We start from the raw sequence: 19,149 nt of genomic DNA, 5'->3' as shown, positions 1-19,149 counted from the left end.
TGCGTCCCGGGCGTACCAGGGCAATCGTTGCGCTGTTGGTCGTGCTGATGGTCATGCTGGCTTCCTGCGCGCAGATTCCACGCTCCGGCCCTGTCGGAAAGAGCAAAGACGAAGGCGCCGGTAACCCCAACGCACCGGTATTTTTCCCTGCTGCACCGCGCGCCGGTTCCAGCCCGGAGACTGTGATCGAGGATTTCTACATGGCTGGCAGCGGCTACGAGGATGACTATCCCGTGGCTCGTCAGTACCTGACGCAAGCGCAGTCTGTAACGTGGAAACCGGACAAACGTGCGATCGTTTTCCGCGAGGCACAGGTAGTCAAAGCAGCGGGTGAAAACGAATACCTCTACGAACTCGATCTCGCATATTCGGTGGATGCAGACGGCGTGGCGACCCAGTTCCCGCCGGGTACCAAAGAGACCATTCCACTAACGCTTGAGCAGGTGGAAGGCGAATGGCGGATCTCTAAGGTTCCTGATGGTACGGCCATTCCGGAGGAGACATTCAAGGTTATCTACGGGGCAAACCCCATCTACTTCTATGACCCGACGTTCACTTACGCAGTGCCGGACTACCGTTGGTTCATTAAAAAGAACACAGTGAAGTCCATGACCAGTGCCCTGCTTGCCGGCCCCGCCCCCTACCTGCGCGGGGCAGTGGTCAGTGCCTTCCCATCGGGAATGAAGCTCGCCCGCGAATCTGTTCCGGTTGTCTCCGGTGCAGCCCAGGTGGACCTCTCTGCCAAGGAGCTATTCGACGCCTCGGCGGAGGACCGTCAGAGGATGCAAAACCAATTAGCGCTGACCTTCCGTAGCCAGCCCGATGTCATCAACGTTCAACTTCGCGCCGATCAGGATCTGGTACGCGTGGAAGACAACGGCACTGTTTTGCCGCCAGTGCTGGACAAGAGCGTTCCTGCCCGCCAGATCGCAGTAAACAACGGCGATCTTGTGCGGTACGAGAACAACAGGATTACTCCGTTGCCGGACATTCAATCGGTGGCCGGTCTGGGGCCGCACTCGCCCGCTGAGTCGCCGGTGTCCCAGACAGCCGCTTTCCTCAACGGCGATAAAACCACGCTTTACTCCATCGAACCGGGGCAACCTGCGCGGCAACTAACTACCAGAAGTACCCTCACTGGTCCTTCCTTCAGCCCAAACGATTGGGTGTGGACAGCGGGCCCTGGTGCCAACGGGGCAGCCGAAGTTGTGGCTTACAAGCCCACAGGCACAGCCCCGGGTACCGGCGTTCCCAGCGTCACCATGACGCCGGCCTGGCTCACGGGACGAACAGTCAAGGACTTCCGGGTCTCCAGGGAGGGGACCAGGGCGCTGGTCATTTCCGAGGCAAACGGTAAGTCCGCTGTGCAGATTACGGGCATAGTCCGGAACCCCGACGGCGTTCCGAAGGACCTCACGCTCCCCATCACACTGCTGAGCAATTCAGCCGCCGACCAAGGCGCCTGGGTCAATGGCTCTACGGTGGCCGTGATGTCCGGTTCGGCCTCTTCGACGGTGGTTCCGGAGTTGCTGTCGCTGGCATCGGGTGAACCGCAGCAGTTGGCACCGTGGGACGGCTTGACCAGCCTCAGCGTCGGAAACGGAGCTGAGCAAATCTACGGACAGTCGGCTGCCGGCATCTTCCAACGCGTCGGAAACGGCTGGGAGCTTCAGCTAAAAGGCCCAACAGAACCGGCGTTTCCAGGCTGACTTCTGTATCAGGGGCTCCGCTCCATGGAATCCGATTATTTATGCACATAGCGTGCTGTGTGCCTTCTGCGGGAAAGACCAGACGGTAAAGCTGAAGAGTGACCTTTACCGTCCGTAGCTCATGGTTCCGTGCACGGCAGACCCGGCAATATGTCGACCCTGACCTTGATCCGCCCGAACCTGGCGGTTCGCGTCGTCGTGGCCCGGACCAACGAAGAACGGGTAGGGCCCTTGCCGCTCTGCAGGGGGCACTGGTTGACCTTCTGGCTGTGCTGGTTCCCGTCGGCTGTGTCTGCTGTGAGATGGAAGACGCGGTACTTTGTGGCAGCTGTGCAAGGAAGGTCCGTCACCTATGCAAGCAGCCGTTCAGGGCTGAGCAGCAGTCGCCGGCATTGGTTGACGTCGACGGCACGGCAAAGATCGAAGTGGTAGCAGCGGGGGCATACCGGGATGAGCTGGCGAAGTGCCTCCTCTCTTTCAAGCATCACGGTCAATGGCGGCTGGCGGCTGTTCTGGGTCCTTGCCTTGGCAAAGCCGTGGTGACTGCCATCGGTGGCCGGTCCGGTTATTGCCTCATCCCTGTCCCCAGTAGCGGAAAGGCCTACCGCAGGCGCGGATTCAGCCCTCTGCATCTTCTGCTCTTTTTCATACGCATGCGCCGGATGCTGCCCTTTTGCCCAGTCATTGACGTGTTGGAGCGGCGGGGGGATCCGTCAGTGATTAAGGCTGCGCCACAAGCCGTCCGGGAAGCGGCAGCCCGGCTTTTTGGGGAAGTGTCGGGACGTATCCCCGTGGAACGTGGAAGCGGTGGTCAAAAGGGGCTGGGAAGAGGCGAACGGGCTCGCCGGGTCCGGGGATCCATGAGGGTACGCAGGGGAAGAGGCAAAGAATTGAGGGGCAGGAGATGCATCCTCGTTGACGATGTCCTCACCACCGGGGCAACGCTGGCTGAGGCAGCGCGGGCGGTTACCCTTGCCGGCGGGGTAGTCTCCGGCGCTGTTGTGCTCGCGGCCACGAGGCCACCAGCCTACGCCTCGGTCGCTGCAGAGGACCACCTGATGCAGGCATTAAGACTCAATCAAAAATTAAGTGGCTAAAGGATGAATAACGGGTGCCGATGAACTAACGTCGGTTGTGGGTACCAAGAACAGATGTACCTGTCGATAGCGGCTCGGAAAGGGGCTCGACTGTCCGTCAGACAAGCCCCCAACAGCGTCGTTGTCGTGTCACCTGAGTTATTGGAGGGCACCATGGAGTTCATGATCAGCGGACGAAATCTCACAGTTTCTGACCGCTTTCGCGAATATGCCGGCGAAAAAATCTCAAAGATTGAATCGCTGGGGGATAAGGTCCAGCGGGTTGACGCCAAGGTTTCCAAGGAAACCAATCCCAGGCAGACGCCTGGCGAACTCACCGTTGAAGTGACTGTCCTGGGCAGAGGCCCCGTTATCCGTGCCGAGGCCACAGCCGCTGACAAGTTTGCTGCATTCGATCTCGCGTACAACAAGCTGCTTGAGAGGCTTCGTCGTGCGAAGGACCGCAAGAAGGTGCACCACGGCCGCCATACGCCTAAGGCTGTGCGGGAAGCCACGGCAACACTTGAGCCAGCCAGTGCGAGTGAGCCGCTTTATGTAGAGGCAAGCAACCACCAGGAGTCCGCGCCGCAGGCAGACGAGCGCTCACCCTATGACATCGAGAACGACATTCCGGCCGGTGACTCTCCCGTCTTGATCCGCCGGAAAGTCTTCCCTGCAGCATCGCTGACCCTTGATGACGCTGTGGACAACATGGAGCTCGTCGGACACAACTTCTACCTGTTCCTGGACAAGGAAACCAACGCACCGTCGGTTGTTTATCGGCGTAGTGGCTGGACCTACGGTGTCATCACCCTCGACTCCACGTGCGAGCCCGGCGAGGAAGCAGTGGAAGAGAAGATCCACGCCTACCGATCCGATGATCAGGCCGCCACAGCCAAGTAAAGCCTCACCTTAAGCACGAAGGGACTTCAATGACCGCTTCGCTGAGCCTGTCACAGGCACGGCGGATCGCATTGGCAGCTCAAGGATTGGCAAAGGTCCGGCCCGCCGGCTCCGTGACTTCACGGGCGGTGGGCCGCACCTTTGCCCAACTACAGCTTGTCCAGATCGATTCTGTTAATGTCGTGGCACGTAGCCACTACCTTCCGTTCTTTTCCCGACTGGGTAATTACGATCCCCTCATCCTCCAATCGATGGCAAGCCGCAATCCACGCAAAATGATGGAGTACTGGGCACACGAGGCAAGCTTTATCCGACCGGAGCACTTTCAGGACTTGCTCGTATGGCAAAAGCGGGCCTGGGTGGGTGCCCATGGCCTGGATCCGGCCGTACGTCAGGATATGGAGGATCGAATCCTCGACGCCCTCAATGTAGGACGCCCGATGACAGCATCCGAACTGACTTTAAAGCTCGGACACGATGAAGACCCGGAACGTGACAACTGGGGCTGGAACTGGAACATCGTCAAGCGTGTGCTGGAGCACCTGTTCGAAGAAGGGCGGATTTCCGCTGCTTCGCGAACATCGCAATTTGAACGCAAGTATGCCCTGACCTCACGGGTCATTCCACACGTCACTCCGTCCGCAGTCGACGCCGAAGCGTCCCTGGATCGTCTGATGGAAGCAGCCGCCCAAGCCCACGGCATAGGCACGGTGAGGTGCTTCTCAGACTACTTCCGGACACCCCTGAAAGCAGGTGCAGGCTCTGTACAACGCTTGGTCCGGGCCGGCCGCCTTGAGCCTGTTGTGGTTCGGGGATGGGACCGGGAAACCTACAAGCATGTTGATGCCAAGCTGCCACGACAGGCCGCGGGCCGGGCGCTACTGAGTCCTTTCGATTCCTTGGTCTTCGAAAGACGGCGACTCGAGGAACTGTTCGGATTCCATTACCGGATTGAGATTTACACCCCTGCCGCCAAACGTCGGTTTGGCTACTATGTTCTGCCGTTCCTGCTCAGGGACGCCATCGTAGCCAGAGTGGACCTTAAGGCGGACCGGGCATCCGGTCAGCTCCTGGTGCGCTCCGCTTTTGGTGAGATGAACGCGCCGGTGGACACCGCCGTCGAACTAGCCCAGGAACTTAGGCTCATGGCTACATGGCTCGGCCTTCAGGAAGTGGTGGTGTGGCCGGTCGGGGACCTTGCCGGAGCGCTTTCCGAGGCGGTGGCAAAAGGTCATGCTGCGCCGGAAGAATGCGTCCAACCGGGCAGTCCGCTCAGAGGGGAACCCGGCAACGTGGCGCTGGTCTCTCCCGTAGACTGAAACAGCCAGAATTCGGCAGCATGAGACTGGGAGCAATTTCACGTGGCATCACTAATCGAAAAACTTCTCCGCACGGGTGACAAAAAGACACTCAAGACACTGCGGAACTATGCCGATTCCATCAATGCCCTGGAAGACACCTTCAAGTCCTTCTCGGACGCTGAAATCCGCGAGGAAACGGACCGGCTCAGGTCCCGTCACCAAGACGGCGAATCCCTGGAATCCCTCCTTCCGGAAGCCTTCGCCGCTGTGCGCGAAGCCTCGTCCAGGACCTTGGGGATGCGGCACTTCGACGTGCAGCTGATGGGTGGCGCCGCCCTGCACCTGGGCAACATCGCGGAAATGAAAACAGGTGAGGGCAAGACCCTCGTTGCTACAGCGCCTGCCTACCTTAACGCTCTTTCGGGCAAGGGTGTCCACGTTGTCACGGTGAACGACTACCTTGCCGAGTACCAGTCCGAACTCATGGGCCGCGTCTACAGGTTCCTTGGTCTCTCCAGTGGTTGCATCCTGTCCAACCAGGATCCCACCGTCCGCCGCGAACAGTACGCCGCTGACATCACGTACGGCACCAACAACGAATTCGGCTTCGATTACCTGCGCGACAACATGGCTTGGGACTCGAGTGAGCTCGTCCAGCGCGGCCATAACTTCGCGATCGTGGATGAGGTCGACTCCATCCTGATCGACGAAGCGCGTACTCCGCTGATCATTTCCGGTCCCGCGCAAGGGGACACCAACCGGTGGTACAGCGAATTTGCCAAAGTCGTGCTCCGTTTGCAGCCTGACGTCGACTATGAGGTCGATGAGAAGAAGCGAACCGTGGGCGTGCTGGAAGCCGGTATTGAAAAGGTTGAGGACTACCTGGGAATACAAAACCTCTACGAATCTGCCAACACCCCGCTGATTGGCTTCCTCAACAATGCCATCAAGGCCAAAGAACTGTTCAAACGGGACAAGGACTACGTCATCCTCGACGGCGAGGTCCTGATCGTTGACGAGCACACCGGCCGCATCCTTGCCGGGCGGCGCTACAACGAAGGCATGCACCAGGCTATTGAAGCCAAGGAAAACGTCGAGATCAAGGCGGAGAACCAGACTCTCGCCACGGTGACGCTGCAGAACTACTTCCGCATGTATTCGAAGCTGGCCGGCATGACGGGTACGGCTGAGACCGAAGCCGCTGAGTTCATGAGCACCTACAAGCTTGGTGTCGTTCCCATTCCCACTAACCGCGACATGCAGCGTATCGACCAGCCGGACCTCGTCTACAAGAACGAGGTGGTTAAGTTCGATGCTGTTGTTCAAGACATCGCCGAACGTCACGAGCACGGCCAGCCTGTGCTGGTAGGTACTACTAGCGTCGAAAAGAGTGAGTACCTCTCCAAACTCTTGGCGAAAGAAGGCATCCGGCACGAAGTACTGAACGCCAAGAACCACGCAAGGGAGGCGTCCATCGTGGCGCAGGCCGGGCGAAAGGGCGCGGTGACAGTAGCAACCAACATGGCTGGCCGCGGTACTGACATCATGCTCGGCGGCAATGCTGAATTTACTGCCATTGCCGAACTTGCCAAGCGCGGCCTTGATCCAGAGGAAAATTCCGAAGAGTACGAGGCCGCGTGGCCGGCGGCACTTGCCGCAGCCAAACAGGCAGTCAAGGACGAGCATGAAGAAGTTCTGGACCTTGGCGGACTTTACGTGCTTGGAACCGAGCGCCACGAATCCCGCCGGATCGACAACCAGTTGCGTGGACGTTCCGGACGGCAAGGTGACCCCGGCGAATCCCGGTTCTACCTCTCGCTGACAGATGACCTCATGAGGTTGTTCAACTCAGGTGCGGCCGAACGTCTGATGAACAGTTCGGTGCCTGACGATGTTGCCCTTGAGTCGAAGCTGGTTTCCCGTGCAATCGCATCCGCGCAAGGCCAGGTGGAGGGCCGCAACGCCGAGCAGCGTAAGAACGTCCTCAAGTACGATGACGTCCTCAATCGTCAGCGTGAAGCCATTTATGGCGACAGGCGTCGGATCCTTGAGGGCGATGACTTGCACGAGAAAGTCCAGTACTTCCTGGAAGACACCATCAACGCACTCATTGACGCCGCTACTGCTGAAGGATCGGGCGACGACTGGGACTACAACCAGCTGTGGGCGAACCTCAAGACGTTGTACCCGGCAACAGTGACTGCACAGGAAATCATTGACGAAGCCGGCGGCAAGTCCAGGGTCACTGCGGAATTCCTCAAGGAGGAAATCCTCTCTGATGCCCGGCTCGTGTACCAGGCACGTGAAGAGGCAATCGGTTCTGAGAGCATGCGTGAGCTCGAGCGCCGGGTTGTGCTTTCGGTCCTCGGACGCAAGTGGCAGGAACACCTCTACGAGATGGACTATCTCAAGGAGGGCATCGGTCTTCGTGCAATGGCCCAGCGTGATCCCCTGGTGGAATACCAGCGCGAGGGGTTTGTGATGTTCCAAAGCATGATGGAAGCCATCCGTGAGGAGAGCATCGGTTTTCTCTACAACCTCGAAGTTGAGGTAACACCTGCCGAAGATGTGGTGGTGGCGGACGCCGCTGGCACGCACACCGAGCACCACGACCCGCAAATCCGTGCGGCAGGCCTCCAAGCGCCGGAAAAGCCGGCGCAGCTGCAGTACACCGCGCCAGGTGAAGACGGAGCAACCCAGACGCGCATTGAGGGGCGGGCTTCAGGCCGCTCCGGCAATCCTGCGAAAGCGGCAAGCCAGGACCAGCGCAAGCAGGCCAAGAAGAAGCGCCGCTGAACCGGTCTCGCAAAGCAGTAATGAAAAGGGTGAACCTTGGCTAATGGTCCAGGGTTCACCCTTTTGTCTGCCTCGGCGCAATATTGCCGTTGAAGTTATCCAATTTCCAGTACGGTAACCTGCCAAACTCCGTCCAACCGCTCCAGCCTCATGGCTACGGCACGGCAACGTTGCTCTTCCGCCACTACGATGCTCGCCTCGCAAATGGCTTCGGATATTGAACAGACCCGAACAGAGCGGACCATGGGGCTCAGGTGCGGCTGCGGATTGCCCCTGGTCCTGGCTGCGTGCTTTCGTGTGAGGGCTGCCCGATGCTGGAGGGACAGGTAGCACTCCGAATCCAGTAAGCGGGAGAGTTGTTGCAGCGGACGGGTGCCGGCCAGCACCTCCAAAGCTGCCTGCGCGATGCTCCTGGCCAAAAGCCGGACATCGATGTCCGGGCCCCCCGGGCCGTAAGCCGGGGTTGTTCGTTTTGTGCTCCGACGGCTTGATGGTCGGTTCGCTGTTGCAACGGTCATGGTCATACCTCAGGCATTCACTACATGAGCTTCAGCGTGGGGACGCTTTGCTCGGTGGCTTCTGCTGGGATGACTCTAGGAATCGGTGTTGATAGGTGGAGGCTGCCCCTGAGCGGGCGCGTCTGTGGAAATGGCGGGCACGAGCCCTTTACTGCTAGCCCGGCGAGGGCGGCTGCAGAACCTGCCCGGCAAGCAGCACTGCTGGGTCACTTCCGATGGTTTCACGGTTGGCGGCGTACCACTTGGGCCAGGCCAGTGCGACGTCCACGTCAGTTGCGAAGGGTCCCATCCTGGACGCCGCAATGGACCACAGTGAGTCACCACCCTTGACGACAACGCTGGCATCGCCGGCTGGTGCCGATGAACGGGAGGACTGGCGGCTCAGAAGTCCTGGATCAACCACAGGAGGTTGAGGCTGCCACCGCGGATCAGTGGCGGGACTGCCGGCCTTATCGTTTTCGTCTACAGATGCCGGGGTGGAGAATGCGCGGTCCACGGAAGAGGGCTTCCACGCCGGCTGCGCGTGGGCCGTCTTGCCGGAGGAAGCATGATGCCAACCTGGTTCAGGCGGGCTGGTATCCGCTTGAGCGACCCCTGCGCCCAGAAGGTTCAGGCTCATGAGCGCCACGGCGATTCGCAGCATGAAGCCAGGGCTGAACTTTGAAAGCGAGTCGGCACGCTTCCTGTGCCCTGCATGGTGCAGTAGCGACGCCATGAAGGCGATGAAGAGGGAGAGCGCCCACCAAACTACTATCGCAATCCCGGCAGCGCAGGCAACAAAACCGAGAAGATGTTCAAACGTGGATCTGCGATTAAGTCGCTCAGCAGCTTGCCATTGTGCAAGGAGCAGGTTTCCTACAAGAACCAGGAGCAGTCCCAGACCAAGCACAGATGCTGCGAGGGTGGAGTCTCTGCGCAATGTTCGTGCCATTCAAAAGCCCCCAAGCTCTAGTTGACGCAATTTGATGCAGTTTGACCTGCTGAACCTATTTTGAACATAATTGCGCCCTCTTGTCCAATCGCGATGTTTCCCGAACCGACAGGTTGCCCTTGCTTCTTCCTGCAGCCTAGTCTGACTACATGAGATGGGACTCTCTTTTTGGTGATCTGGAAGCACAATTCTCTGCAGGGCGTGCCCTGGAGAAGGAATCTGAGATAACAGATCGGGCCAGGGTTGAGCTCGCGGGAATCGATCTGGCCGATCGCCTCCGCGGGGCCGGTGGTGCCGAAATCAAGATCGTTCTGGTTGACGGCAACGTTATCCGAGGGGTGCTAGGTCATGCGGGCAGCGAGTGGCTGGTCCTGACCGAGGGTGCGCGACAGTGGCTGGTGCCTTACGCGTCTGTGCTCTCCTACCAGGGATTGGGGCGGCTGGCACTGAAGCCCTCGTCACGGATACAGCAGTCATTGGGGATTGCCTCAGCACTGAGGGCACTGTCAAAGGACCGCTCTGAACTGGTAGTTCATCTGAAGGTGCGGACGGGCGACGGGTACAAGTTGCATGGAGTCATAGACAGGGTGGGGCGTGACCATTTCGACCTCACAGTTGTTCCGCACGGTGAAGTACGCCGGGCCGGCAATATAGCCGCTGTCCTGACCATCCCTTTCAGTTCATTGGCAGCGCTTTGCTCTGGGGCGAACCAAGACTTCAGGGGGTAGCGGCAACTAAGGCTGATGAACCTTGTTCTTCGCCTCTTCGATCATGCGGCCGGCCTCTGTGTAGCGATCCTCGATGTACTGCTCAAGCATCTTTTCCTCGATGCGCCATTGTCCCCGCCCTCCCACCTGTATGGCCTTCAGTTCGCCGCTTCTAACCAGGGCATAGGCCTGAGGCGAATTGATTTGGAGTTGTTCTGCGACATCCGCAAGAGTCAGGAATCGGGGCATGGCTTCATTTTGCCACCCTTGTTTGCTTTTGGGATAGTTATCCACAGTTTCGGCCCGTTTGCGGCCAATGGCTTTGGCGCTGGGGAAGACGCCGGTAAGAATGAGGAGGCAGGTGCCATCGGCCGTGCCATAACTCAAAGTGGGGGAGCAGGAAAATGGGTCAGAGTGCGGGCGTTGCAGCTCCAAGGCTACAGAAGCCATCGTGGAAGGATCCCCGGCTGCTCATCGGCGTATTGCTGGTTTTGGGGTCTGTGGCCGGAGTCATTGCGTTGCTTGGTTCGGCTGACAGGACTACGCAGGTCTACTCGGCCCGGGAAGACATAGCCGTAGGTCAGGTGGTCACGGAAGCGGACTTATCCATTGTCAAGGTCCGTTTGGATGAAGTCGAGCCCAGCTATGTCACAGTGGAACACGGCTTCGCTGAGGGCAAGGTTGCGCTGCAGCGGGTAGCAAAGAATCAGCTGGTCCCGCAGGCAAGCCTGGGGTCTGCCGATGCCGTCGACCGTAAGCCAGTAGCCATTGCCATGGACGAAGAGCTGCCCGCTCAGGCCGTTCCAGGCACCAGGGTTGATGTCTGGGTTGCCATGCCGGGTTCGAATCAAGCGTTTGAGGAACCGCGGCTACTTCTGCCCAGTGCGGAGATTGCCGGAATGACCAGCGGCTCTTCTGCGTTGGGTGCTGCGAAAACAACCGTGGTGATGGTGCTGGTAACTGATGAGCAAATGCCAAAATTGCTGGGTGCCCAAGCAAACAAGGCCAAGGTATCGGTTGTTTGGAATCCTGCGGGCGTGGTTCGGTGAGCATTCCTGTCGTTACCGTTGGTTCCGCACAGGAAGCTGTAGTCGGCGGGTTGGAACGCCTGCACGGACCGGTGACGGTGGTGCGCCGGTGTTCAGAGCTAGCTGAACTGATTGCTGCTTGCCAAAGCGGCCTCGCAGTGGCGGCTGTGGTAGCGGAAGGTTGCGAGGAACTCACCACCACACTGGTTGATCGCCTCGGAGCAGTCGGCGTCTCCATCGTTGCCTTGACCGATGATCCCGCTGAGGCGAACCGCCTGCACTCCATAGGCGCCGTGACAGCTTCGACCGGCATCGATGCCGCGGACCTGGCGGCCAAAATATCGGAGGCCGTGGACCGCGAAGGTCCACGTAGCCAGCCTTTGGCTGGTCGGGACGCAGGATTCGCAGACCCTGGGGCGGGTGTGCTTTTGGAGGCTGCGGCGGAATCCGTCGACGACACACCAAGGGGGTCAGGCCAGATAACTGCCGTGTGGGGACCGGTCGGCGCACCTGGCAGGACTCTTCTGGCGGTCAACATCGCGGCGGAGCTGGCCGCAGCCGGCGAGTCCGTCATCCTCGTGGATGCTGACAGCTATGGGGCAAGTGTGTCAGCGGTGCTTGGGCTGCTGGACGAGTCCGCGGGTCTTGCCCAGGCCTGCAGGCTGGCGGACCAGGGTTTGCTCGATATCGAGGCACTCAAGTCGGCGGCCATGCCTGTTTACACGAAGGCCGGTACCTTTCGTGTACTCACGGGAACTACCAGGGCGGACCGGTGGACGGAGTTAAGGGCGGGGGCTGTCTCGATGGTCCTCGAAAGGGCCAGGCAAGTTGCGGATCATGTGGTGGTGGATTCAGGTTTTTGCCTTGAAGCCGATGAAGAGCTCAGCTTTGACACCATGGCTCCGCGGCGGAACGCCGCGACGCTTCGCAGTTTGGAAATGGCTGATGTTGTGTTCGCCGTAGGAGCGGCGGATGCCATTGGAGTGCCGCGATTGGTTAGAGGGCTGGCGGAGCTTGAGTCCGCGGTTCCGGAAGTATCTCCCCGTGTCGTGCTGAACAAAGTGAAGCGTTCGGCAGTGGGTCATTCGCCCAGGCAGCAACTGGGTGACGCCTGGGACCGCTATGGTCCGGGAGCGGGGGTGGACGCCTACCTTCCGGCGGACTCTGTGGCGTGTGATGCAGCTTTGCTTGCAGGTGCAGTCCTTCTGGAAGTGGCGCCTGACTCGCCTCTTAGGATGGCGATAGCCAGCCTGGTCTGTGCACCCGTCCAGCAAAATCGCAATTCGTTTGGTCGAACTATCAGAGCTTTGCGCCTCTTTAAGCGCTAGGCTCGCCATGTGGGCTGCAGAGTCGCAGCAATGAACATGTGATGGAGGCGTTTGTAGATGTCGTCAGGATCCAGCGTGGAGGATCGGTCCGATGCAACAGTTGTCCGTGAAGGGTTCTTCGGTGACTACTATGAACACCTGGCAGAGGAAGACTCGCGTGCGTATTCACCTGAACTTCTGATTGCGCGGGCCACAAAGCACAAGGACGTTGCCCAGTCCCGACGGCCCGGAAATGCCGTCGTCCAGATCGCCGCCGAACCCGAGCGAAACGTTGTATATATCGTCACGGACGATATGCCGTTCCTCGTCGACTCTGTCAATGCAGAACTTGTTCGCCAGAACTGCGCGATCCGTTTGGTGATGCACCCGTTGTTCGTGGTCACACGCGACCGTGTGTCCGGTGAGCTGAGCGGTATTTCCAGGGTCCCGTCCAACGTTGGCATCTCCAGCGGCGACACCGCCGCACTCCCCAGCGTGGCCCACCTCTTGGGCGATGGCGATAACGCGTCGCATATGGAGTCATGGATCGCTGTTGAAATTGACCGTGTAAGTGACGATGCGCGGGAAGAGTTGATCGCCGGGCTGCAACGTGTCCTTGGCGACGTCAGGGCGGCGGTGGAGGACTGGCCAAAGATGCGCAGCAAAGCTCTCGAGCTAGCCGAGGCGTTGGCCGGCATCACGCACCCAGAGCAAGTCGCTGAACTCCGGCAGGCACAAGACCTTTTGCGATGGCTGGACAACGGAAACTTCACTTTCCTGGGTTACCGCGAATACGACCTCGTGGACGAGAACGGCGAGGACGTTCTTCAACTCCGTGAAGACAGCGGCCTCGGCCTCCTGCGTGCCGGCGACACCACGCGTCAAGTCCAGCACCTCACGGATGCCGGCCGGAAACGTGCGCGGGAGAAGCGTGCCTTGGTGATTACCAAGGCGAACTCGCGTTCCACTGTGCACCGGCCCGCCTACCTTGATTACATCGGCGTCAAGAGCTTCGATGCGTTGGGCAACGTTAACGGTGAACGGCGGTTCATCGGCCTTTTTGCCACTAGTGCCTACACTGGATCGGTACGCAACATCCCGATCGTTCGGGACAAGGTGGATGCTGTCCTGCGCAACGCAGGGTTCCCCATTGACTCCCACTCGGGCAAGGATCTTTTGGGAATCCTTGAAACGTATCCCCGCGACGAACTGTTCCAGATCGAGATACCGGATCTTGCCGCCACTGCCACCGGCATCCAGCGACTCCAGGAGCGACGACGGACCAAGCTGTTCCTGCGCCCGGACATTTACGGCCGGTTCATGTCCGCCGTGGTCTACCTGCCCCGTGACCGATACACCACCAGCGTCAGACTCCGGATCGAGCAGGAACTCCGCGAGACGTTCCACGCCGAAAGCATTGACTACGAGGCCCGGATCACTGAATCCGCATTGGCTCGTGTCTTCTTCAGGATCAGGTTGCCCCGCACGGCTGAACTGGCGGAAGTTGACGTAAAAGAACTGGAACAACGGCTGATGCGTGCGTCCCGGTCTTGGAGCGAAGGTATCGCAGAGGTGCTCCGTGAGCACCGGTCTGCCGAGGACGCTGATGTTCTGTCTGCGCTGTGGGCTGAGGCGTTTCCCGCGGGGTACCGCGTGGACTACGAAGTGGAAGACGCTCTTGAGGACATTGAACGCTTCGAGAAATACGGTGCGGAGGCGGAGCGGGCAGGACGGGTCACCAAGCAAATCAAGCCCGGTGTCCATGTGTATCTTCCCGAAGGTGCCGGTGAGGCCTTGGAGGAGGATGCCCGAGTCAAGCTCTACCTGATGGAGCCCAAGAGCCTTAGCCAAATCCTTCCCTACTTCCACAACCTCGGCCTTGAAGTCTTGGATGAGCGGCCGTTCGAGATCGAAACCTCGGATCATCGCGATTTCTTCCTTTACGACCTAGGACTCAAGTACCCCGCGGGCGTCGACCCCCTGGCTACGGGAGACCTGCTGGGCGCCTCCTTCGGTGCAGCCATCACGGGTGCTGTCGAATCAGACAACTTTGACCGGCTGGTTCTCCGTGAAGGCATACATTGGCGTCAAGTGGTGGTACTTCGTGCCTACGCCAAGTACATGCGGCAAATGGGCAACACCAATTCCTTCGGATTCATTGCAGATACCTTGCTGGGCAACCCCGATGTTGCACGTGGACTCAATGAGCTCTTCTCTGCACGCTTCGACCCCGCCGTTCCGGAAGGACAGCGGCCCGAACGCCAAGCCGCAGCGCGGGCAGCGCTCGCTGAGTCGATCGAGCAGGTGGCCACGTTGGATGCCGATCGCGTTCTGCGTACTTTCGTGAACCTTATTGAGTCGACTCTCCGGACTAATTACTACCAGAACAAGGAATACGTCAGCTTCAAGCTGGATCCCACGTCCATTGAGGGTCTTCCTTTCCCACGCCCGATGTTCGAGATCTGGGTTTACTCTCCGAGAGTTGAAGGCGTGCACTTGCGCTTCGGGAAGGTAGCCCGCGGTGGCCTTCGCTGGTCTGACCGCCGGGAGGACTTCCGGACGGAGATTCTGGGCCTCGTAAAGGCGCAGACCGTCAAGAACGCGGTCATTGTCCCAACGGGCGCCAAGGGAGGTTTCTTTGCCAAGAAGCTCCCCAACCCGGCAGTAGACAGGGCTGCTTGGATGGCCGAAGGAATTGAGAGCTACAAGACTTTCATTCGAGGCCTTCTGGACATCACAGACAACCTCGTAACGTCAGCAGACGGCGAGAGGCTGGTGCCGCCGCCGGACGTTGTTCGGCACGACGATGACGACTCGTACCTTGTAGTTGCAGCGGACAAAGGCACCGCAACGTTCTCCGACACCGCCAACGGGCTTGCGGCCGAATACGGATTCTGGCTCGGTGACGCGTTTGCCTCGGGTGGGTCAGTCGGTTATGACCACAAAGCCATGGGCATCACCGCCCGCGGAGCCTGGGAATCAGTCAAGAGGCACTTCAGTGAGCTCGACCTGGACACCCAGACTGAGGAATTCACGGTGGTTGGCGTTGGCGACATGTCTGGTGACGTCTTCGGCAACGGCATGCTGCTTTCCCGGCATATCCGGCTGCTGGCCGCCTTCGACCACCGCCACATCTTCCTTGATCCCTCGCCTGATGCTGCTGCATCGTTTGCCGAGCGGCAAAGGCTCTTCGAACTGCCCCGATCCTCGTGGGACGACTATGACCGCACCCTTATCAGCGAAGGTGGCGGCGTTTATCCACGTCAAGCCAAGACCATCCCGGTCTCGGAGCAAGTACGCAAGGCATTGGGCCTGCCGGATGGAACGACGCAGCTAAGCCCGCCGGAGCTTCTTCGCGCGATTTTGCTGGCACCGGCAGATCTTCTCTATAACGGCGGTATTGGCACGTATGTCAAGGCTAGTACTGAAACCCATGCCGCCGTGGGCGACAAAGCCAACGACGCTATCCGCGTGGACGGCCGGGATCTGCGGGTCAAGGTCGTGGGCGAAGGAGGAAACCTGGGATTGACGCAGCGGGGACGTATCGAGGCCGCTTTGCAAGGCGTCATTCTGAATACGGACGCGATCGATAACTCCGCCGGTGTTGACTGCTCCGACCATGAGGTCAACATCAAGATCTTTGTGGATCGGATGGTCGCGGCCGGCAAACTTGACTCCGCCGAACGAGCCAGCTTCCTCGCTGACATGACAGATGAAGTGGGACGGCTTGTCCTGCAGGACAACATCGACCAGAACATCCTGCTGCTCAACGACCGGACCCGAGTCGCGGACTGGAGCCCAAGTTACGAGCGCCTCATGGACTGGCTGGAGAAGTCTGCCGACCTCAAGCGTGATCTTGAAGCACTCCCCACCACGGAAACCCTGCGGTCGAGGTTGGAACAGGGCCAGGGACTTACGTCTCCCGAGTTGGCGGTCCTGGCCGCATACGCAAAGATCGAGCTGGCTGGCGCGTTGCGGGACAGCAACCTCGCCGACGATCCGTGGTTTGCGGACACAATCCGTGAGTACTTCCCGAAGCAACTGCGGGAAAAGTTCGACGCTGATTTGGACACTCACCCGCTGCGGCGCGAGATCATCGCCACTGTGGTTGCCAATGACATCATCAATCTTGGGGGCATCACCTTCGCCTTCCGGGCCATTGAAGAAACGTCGGCCAATGAGGTGGCCGTTGCCAAGGCTTTCGTGGCTCTGCGTGAAATCTATGATCTCGATCCCATGGTTGCCGAGCTGAATGCACTTCCGGCATCCTTCCCCACCGAACACTGGAGTGAAGTCCATCTGGACATCCGGCGGTTGCTCGACCGGGCAGTACGCTGGGTGCTGGGCCAGGGGATGGGGTCACAGCCTATTTCCGATGTCGTTGAATCCTTCAAACCCATGTTGGCCCCACTGAGGGCCAAGCTTCTGGACTACCTCCGGGGTGAGGACAAGATCCGAATTTCCGGCTGGTTGGACAAAGCCAGAACCTGGGGACTGCCGGAGCATCTTGCGCACAGGTGGGCTGAGCTGTTTGAGAGCTACGCACTCTTGGACATCGCGCGGATTGCCCAGACCGGAAGCGAGGGCGTCGAGGACGTTGCACACGTCTACTACACAGTATTCAACCGCTTCCATGTGGATTCGCTGCTGGAACGAATCAGTTCCTTGCCTCGCGATGACCGCTGGCAGGCATTGGCGCGTGCAGCTCTCCGTGATGACTTGTACTCCACGGTGGCGGATATGACGACGTCGGTCCTTGAGTCCACAGAGGCCGGCGCCTCGGCTGAGGATCGCCTGAAGGCGTGGGAAGGGCAGAATGCCGAACAGCTGGGACGTGCCAAGACGATGTTTGATGAGGTCAACGCGCTCGAAGCCGACGACATGGCTTCACTGTCGGTAGCATTAAGGCTCTTGAGGTCAATCGTTCGACGCTAGGGTCCGTCCCGGCGTCGCAAATGGAGGTGCAGTGGCAATCTTTACAGACCCCATCAGGGAACACGCTGATTTCGGGCCTGGAGATGCCGAATGGCTGCACCTCCTCGTCGGTGACTGGCAGATGGTCGCTGACTTGGCTTTCGCGGACCTCGCTTTGTGGTTCCCGCATCCGGAGTTCGGCTATATTGCCCTCGCCCACGTCCGTCCGTCGACATCGCATACGGTGTTCCATGCGGACTTCGTGGGGGAGGGCATCCGCTCGGATCTCCGCCCGATTGTGGATAAGGCGTGGAACAGTCGCTCTATCGAGCGATCAAGTGAAACAAGCTGGAGCAGCGAGATGGCACTCCGTGTTGAGGCTGTCCCCATGGTGCGCAACGGCAGAACACTCGCTGTTGTGACATCGCATATGGACTTGTCCAGTTCGCGCATGCCATCCAGGCTGGAACTCACGTATCGTCAATGCGCCTATGATCTCTTGCGGATGGGAACCCTGGGCCTGTGGCCCGACTTCGCATCTCCGACAGGCTCCCGACGTGGCGCCCCCCGAGTGGGCGACGGGCTCATCAGACTAGACGCGGAAGGCATTGTGCAGTATGCCAGCCCCAATGGCGTGTCTGCCTTCCGTCGACTGGGGGAAGTGGAATCCCTGGAGGGGCGTTCGCTGGCAGAGGTGACTGCCGGCCTTCTGAAGGACCGGCGGATGGTGGACGAGACGCTGCCTTTGGTTGTGACAGGGCGGATGCCTTGGCGCAGCGAGATTGAGTCCAGGGGTGTCAGTCTGTCACTTCGGGCCATTCCACTGCGCGATGAGCAGCAGCGTTTCGGAGCACTTGTCCTTTGCCGTGACGTTTCGGAACTGCGTCGCAGGGAAATGGAACTTGTTACCAAGGACGCCACCATCCGGGAGATCCACCACCGGGTAAAGAACAATCTTCAAACCGTTGCAGCTCTCCTGCGTATGCAATCGCGGCGAATGGTCAGCGACGAAGCCAAGCAGGGTCTGGAACAGGCGATGCGGCGGGTGGCCACCATCGCGCTCGTACACGAGACCCTTTCCCAAGGCCTGACTCAGAGTGTCGACTTTGACGAACTGATTGGGCGGCAATTCAGGCTGTCAGCCGAAGTAGCTTCACCGTCCCAGCAAGTGCGAACAGAACGCTCAGGTTTGTTCGGCGAGTTGCCCAGCGATTTTGCCACCCCACTGGCCTTGGTCATCAACGAACTTGTCACCAACGCCGTTGAGCATGGACTCGAGGGACGCACAGGAACGGTGTGGTTGCTGGCCGATCGGGCAGATGGCGACGGCAACGACGAATTCCTGACGGTGACCATAGCCGACGATGGCGTGGGCCTGCCGGATGGCCAATACACCGAAGGATTGGGCCTGCAAATTGTTCGTACACTCGTGACCAGCGAGCTCGGCGGGTCCATTCAGTGGAGCCCGCGCGAAGGCGGGGGGACCGCTGTCGAGATCGTCCTCAACCTCGCTCGGGCGTAGCTCCCAAAGCCAGGTTTCGCGAATCTCACGAGCAGCACTTAACGAAGAAGGCCGCGGACCAAGGGTCCGCGGCCTTCACTGTCCTTGGGCTAGGAAGCGCGGCGTGCGCGTGCAGCGCGACGCTTAAGTGCCCGTCGTTCGTCTTCACTCATGCCGCCCCAAACACCGGCGTCTTGTCCGGACTCCAACGCCCACTGAAGGCAGGTGTCTACAACGGGGCAGCGGCGGCAGACGCTTTTGGCTTCCTCGATTTGCAGAAGTGCTGGTCCCGTGTTGCCTACTGGGAAGAAGAGCTCCGGGTCCTTTTCGAGGCAGGCTGCGCGATTACGCCAATCCATGCTGATCAGTCACTCCATTCGTGAGAACTAGAAGGGCCTTTTGTGAAAACATTCACGAGAGGCTCCAAAGGAAAGGGGCCCGCATGGGCCCCCTTGGTC

General features: G+C 59.6%; 14 protein-coding genes. 9 read left to right on the top strand and 5 right to left on the bottom strand.

The window, feature by feature from the left end:
- The first annotated feature begins 47 nt into the window (after nucleotides 1-47).
- Complete coding sequence (locus tag KCX59_RS14565; protein ID WP_179017258.1) at nucleotides 48-1,709, top strand: LpqB family beta-propeller domain-containing protein; 1,662 nt, start codon at nucleotides 48-50, stop codon at nucleotides 1,707-1,709.
- A gap of 350 nt (nucleotides 1,710-2,059) precedes the next feature.
- Here KCX59_RS14565 and KCX59_RS14560 read toward each other — a convergent pair whose 3' ends face one another.
- Nucleotides 2,060-2,341 (bottom strand): hypothetical protein, encoded by a 282-nt coding sequence (locus KCX59_RS14560; RefSeq protein WP_256870813.1) that lies wholly within the window; start codon nucleotides 2,339-2,341, stop codon nucleotides 2,060-2,062.
- A gap of 618 nt (nucleotides 2,342-2,959) precedes the next feature.
- Between KCX59_RS14560 and hpf the strand changes: the two genes are divergently transcribed.
- Genes hpf through secA form a run of 3 tightly spaced genes read left to right on the top strand, consistent with a single transcriptional unit; the run spans nucleotide 2,960 to nucleotide 7,785 of the window.
- Nucleotides 2,960-3,688 (top strand): ribosome hibernation-promoting factor, HPF/YfiA family, encoded by a 729-nt coding sequence (gene hpf / locus KCX59_RS14555; RefSeq protein ID WP_026005453.1) that lies wholly within the window; start codon nucleotides 2,960-2,962, stop codon nucleotides 3,686-3,688.
- A 29-nt stretch (nucleotides 3,689-3,717) separates the two neighbouring features.
- Nucleotides 3,718-5,007 (top strand): winged helix-turn-helix domain-containing protein, encoded by a 1,290-nt coding sequence (locus tag KCX59_RS14550; RefSeq protein WP_179017141.1) that lies wholly within the window; start codon nucleotides 3,718-3,720, stop codon nucleotides 5,005-5,007.
- Nucleotides 5,008-5,049: 42 nt separating this feature from the next.
- Entirely contained in the window at nucleotides 5,050-7,785 is a 2,736-nt protein-coding gene (secA, locus tag KCX59_RS14545; RefSeq protein ID WP_091468578.1) for a preprotein translocase subunit SecA, read from the top strand.
- A 95-nt stretch (nucleotides 7,786-7,880) separates the two neighbouring features.
- Here the strand turns inward: secA and KCX59_RS14540 are convergent, their stop codons facing one another.
- Entirely contained in the window at nucleotides 7,881-8,303 is a 423-nt protein-coding gene (locus KCX59_RS14540) for an Rv3235 family protein (protein WP_256871372.1), read from the bottom strand.
- 154 nt (nucleotides 8,304-8,457) lie between these two features.
- Nucleotides 8,458-9,234 (bottom strand): LysM peptidoglycan-binding domain-containing protein, encoded by a 777-nt coding sequence (locus KCX59_RS14535; protein WP_179017143.1) that lies wholly within the window; start codon nucleotides 9,232-9,234, stop codon nucleotides 8,458-8,460.
- Nucleotides 9,235-9,383: 149 nt separating this feature from the next.
- Here KCX59_RS14535 and KCX59_RS14530 point away from each other — a divergent pair, with 149 nt between their 5' ends.
- Nucleotides 9,384-9,962, top strand: coding sequence for a hypothetical protein (locus KCX59_RS14530; protein WP_178996946.1), 579 nt, complete (start codon nucleotides 9,384-9,386; stop codon nucleotides 9,960-9,962).
- A gap of 6 nt (nucleotides 9,963-9,968) precedes the next feature.
- Here the strand turns inward: KCX59_RS14530 and KCX59_RS14525 are convergent, their stop codons facing one another.
- A complete protein-coding gene (locus tag KCX59_RS14525) occupies nucleotides 9,969-10,190 on the bottom strand; it encodes a helix-turn-helix domain-containing protein (protein WP_178996945.1) in 222 nt (73 codons plus the stop codon).
- A gap of 155 nt (nucleotides 10,191-10,345) precedes the next feature.
- On the opposite strand from KCX59_RS14525, the gene KCX59_RS14520 reads away from it, so the two are divergent.
- From KCX59_RS14520 to KCX59_RS14505, 4 genes are read left to right on the top strand one after another with little or no spacing between them, the layout of a single operon-like run.
- Nucleotides 10,346-10,990 (top strand): SAF domain-containing protein, encoded by a 645-nt coding sequence (locus KCX59_RS14520; RefSeq protein WP_179017144.1) that lies wholly within the window; start codon nucleotides 10,346-10,348, stop codon nucleotides 10,988-10,990.
- Nucleotides 10,987-12,297 (top strand): AAA family ATPase, encoded by a 1,311-nt coding sequence (locus KCX59_RS14515; RefSeq protein ID WP_179017145.1) that lies wholly within the window; start codon nucleotides 10,987-10,989, stop codon nucleotides 12,295-12,297. The genes KCX59_RS14520 and KCX59_RS14515 overlap by 4 nt, the downstream gene beginning before the upstream one ends.
- A 57-nt stretch (nucleotides 12,298-12,354) precedes the next feature.
- Complete coding sequence (locus tag KCX59_RS14510) at nucleotides 12,355-17,211, top strand: NAD-glutamate dehydrogenase (protein WP_179017146.1); 4,857 nt, start codon at nucleotides 12,355-12,357, stop codon at nucleotides 17,209-17,211.
- A gap of 31 nt (nucleotides 17,212-17,242) precedes the next feature.
- Nucleotides 17,243-18,712: a sensor histidine kinase gene (locus KCX59_RS14505; RefSeq protein WP_091468558.1), complete on the top strand. Its 1,470-nt coding sequence runs from the start codon at nucleotides 17,243-17,245 to the stop codon at nucleotides 18,710-18,712.
- Between the two features lie 89 nt (nucleotides 18,713-18,801).
- Here the strand turns inward: KCX59_RS14505 and KCX59_RS14500 are convergent, their stop codons facing one another.
- On the bottom strand, nucleotides 18,802-19,050 hold the full coding sequence (locus KCX59_RS14500) for a WhiB family transcriptional regulator (RefSeq protein WP_015937605.1): 249 nt from the start codon (nucleotides 19,048-19,050) through the stop codon (nucleotides 18,802-18,804).
- Between the last annotated feature and the right edge of the window lie 99 nt (nucleotides 19,051-19,149).

It is taken from the genome of Paenarthrobacter nitroguajacolicus, from assembly GCF_051027655.1.
GTDB classification, from domain to species: Bacteria; Actinomycetota; Actinomycetes; order Actinomycetales; family Micrococcaceae; genus Arthrobacter; species Arthrobacter nitroguajacolicus.
The sequence above is the reverse complement of the archived record's forward strand: the minus strand, read 5'-3'. Positions and strand labels throughout refer to the sequence as shown.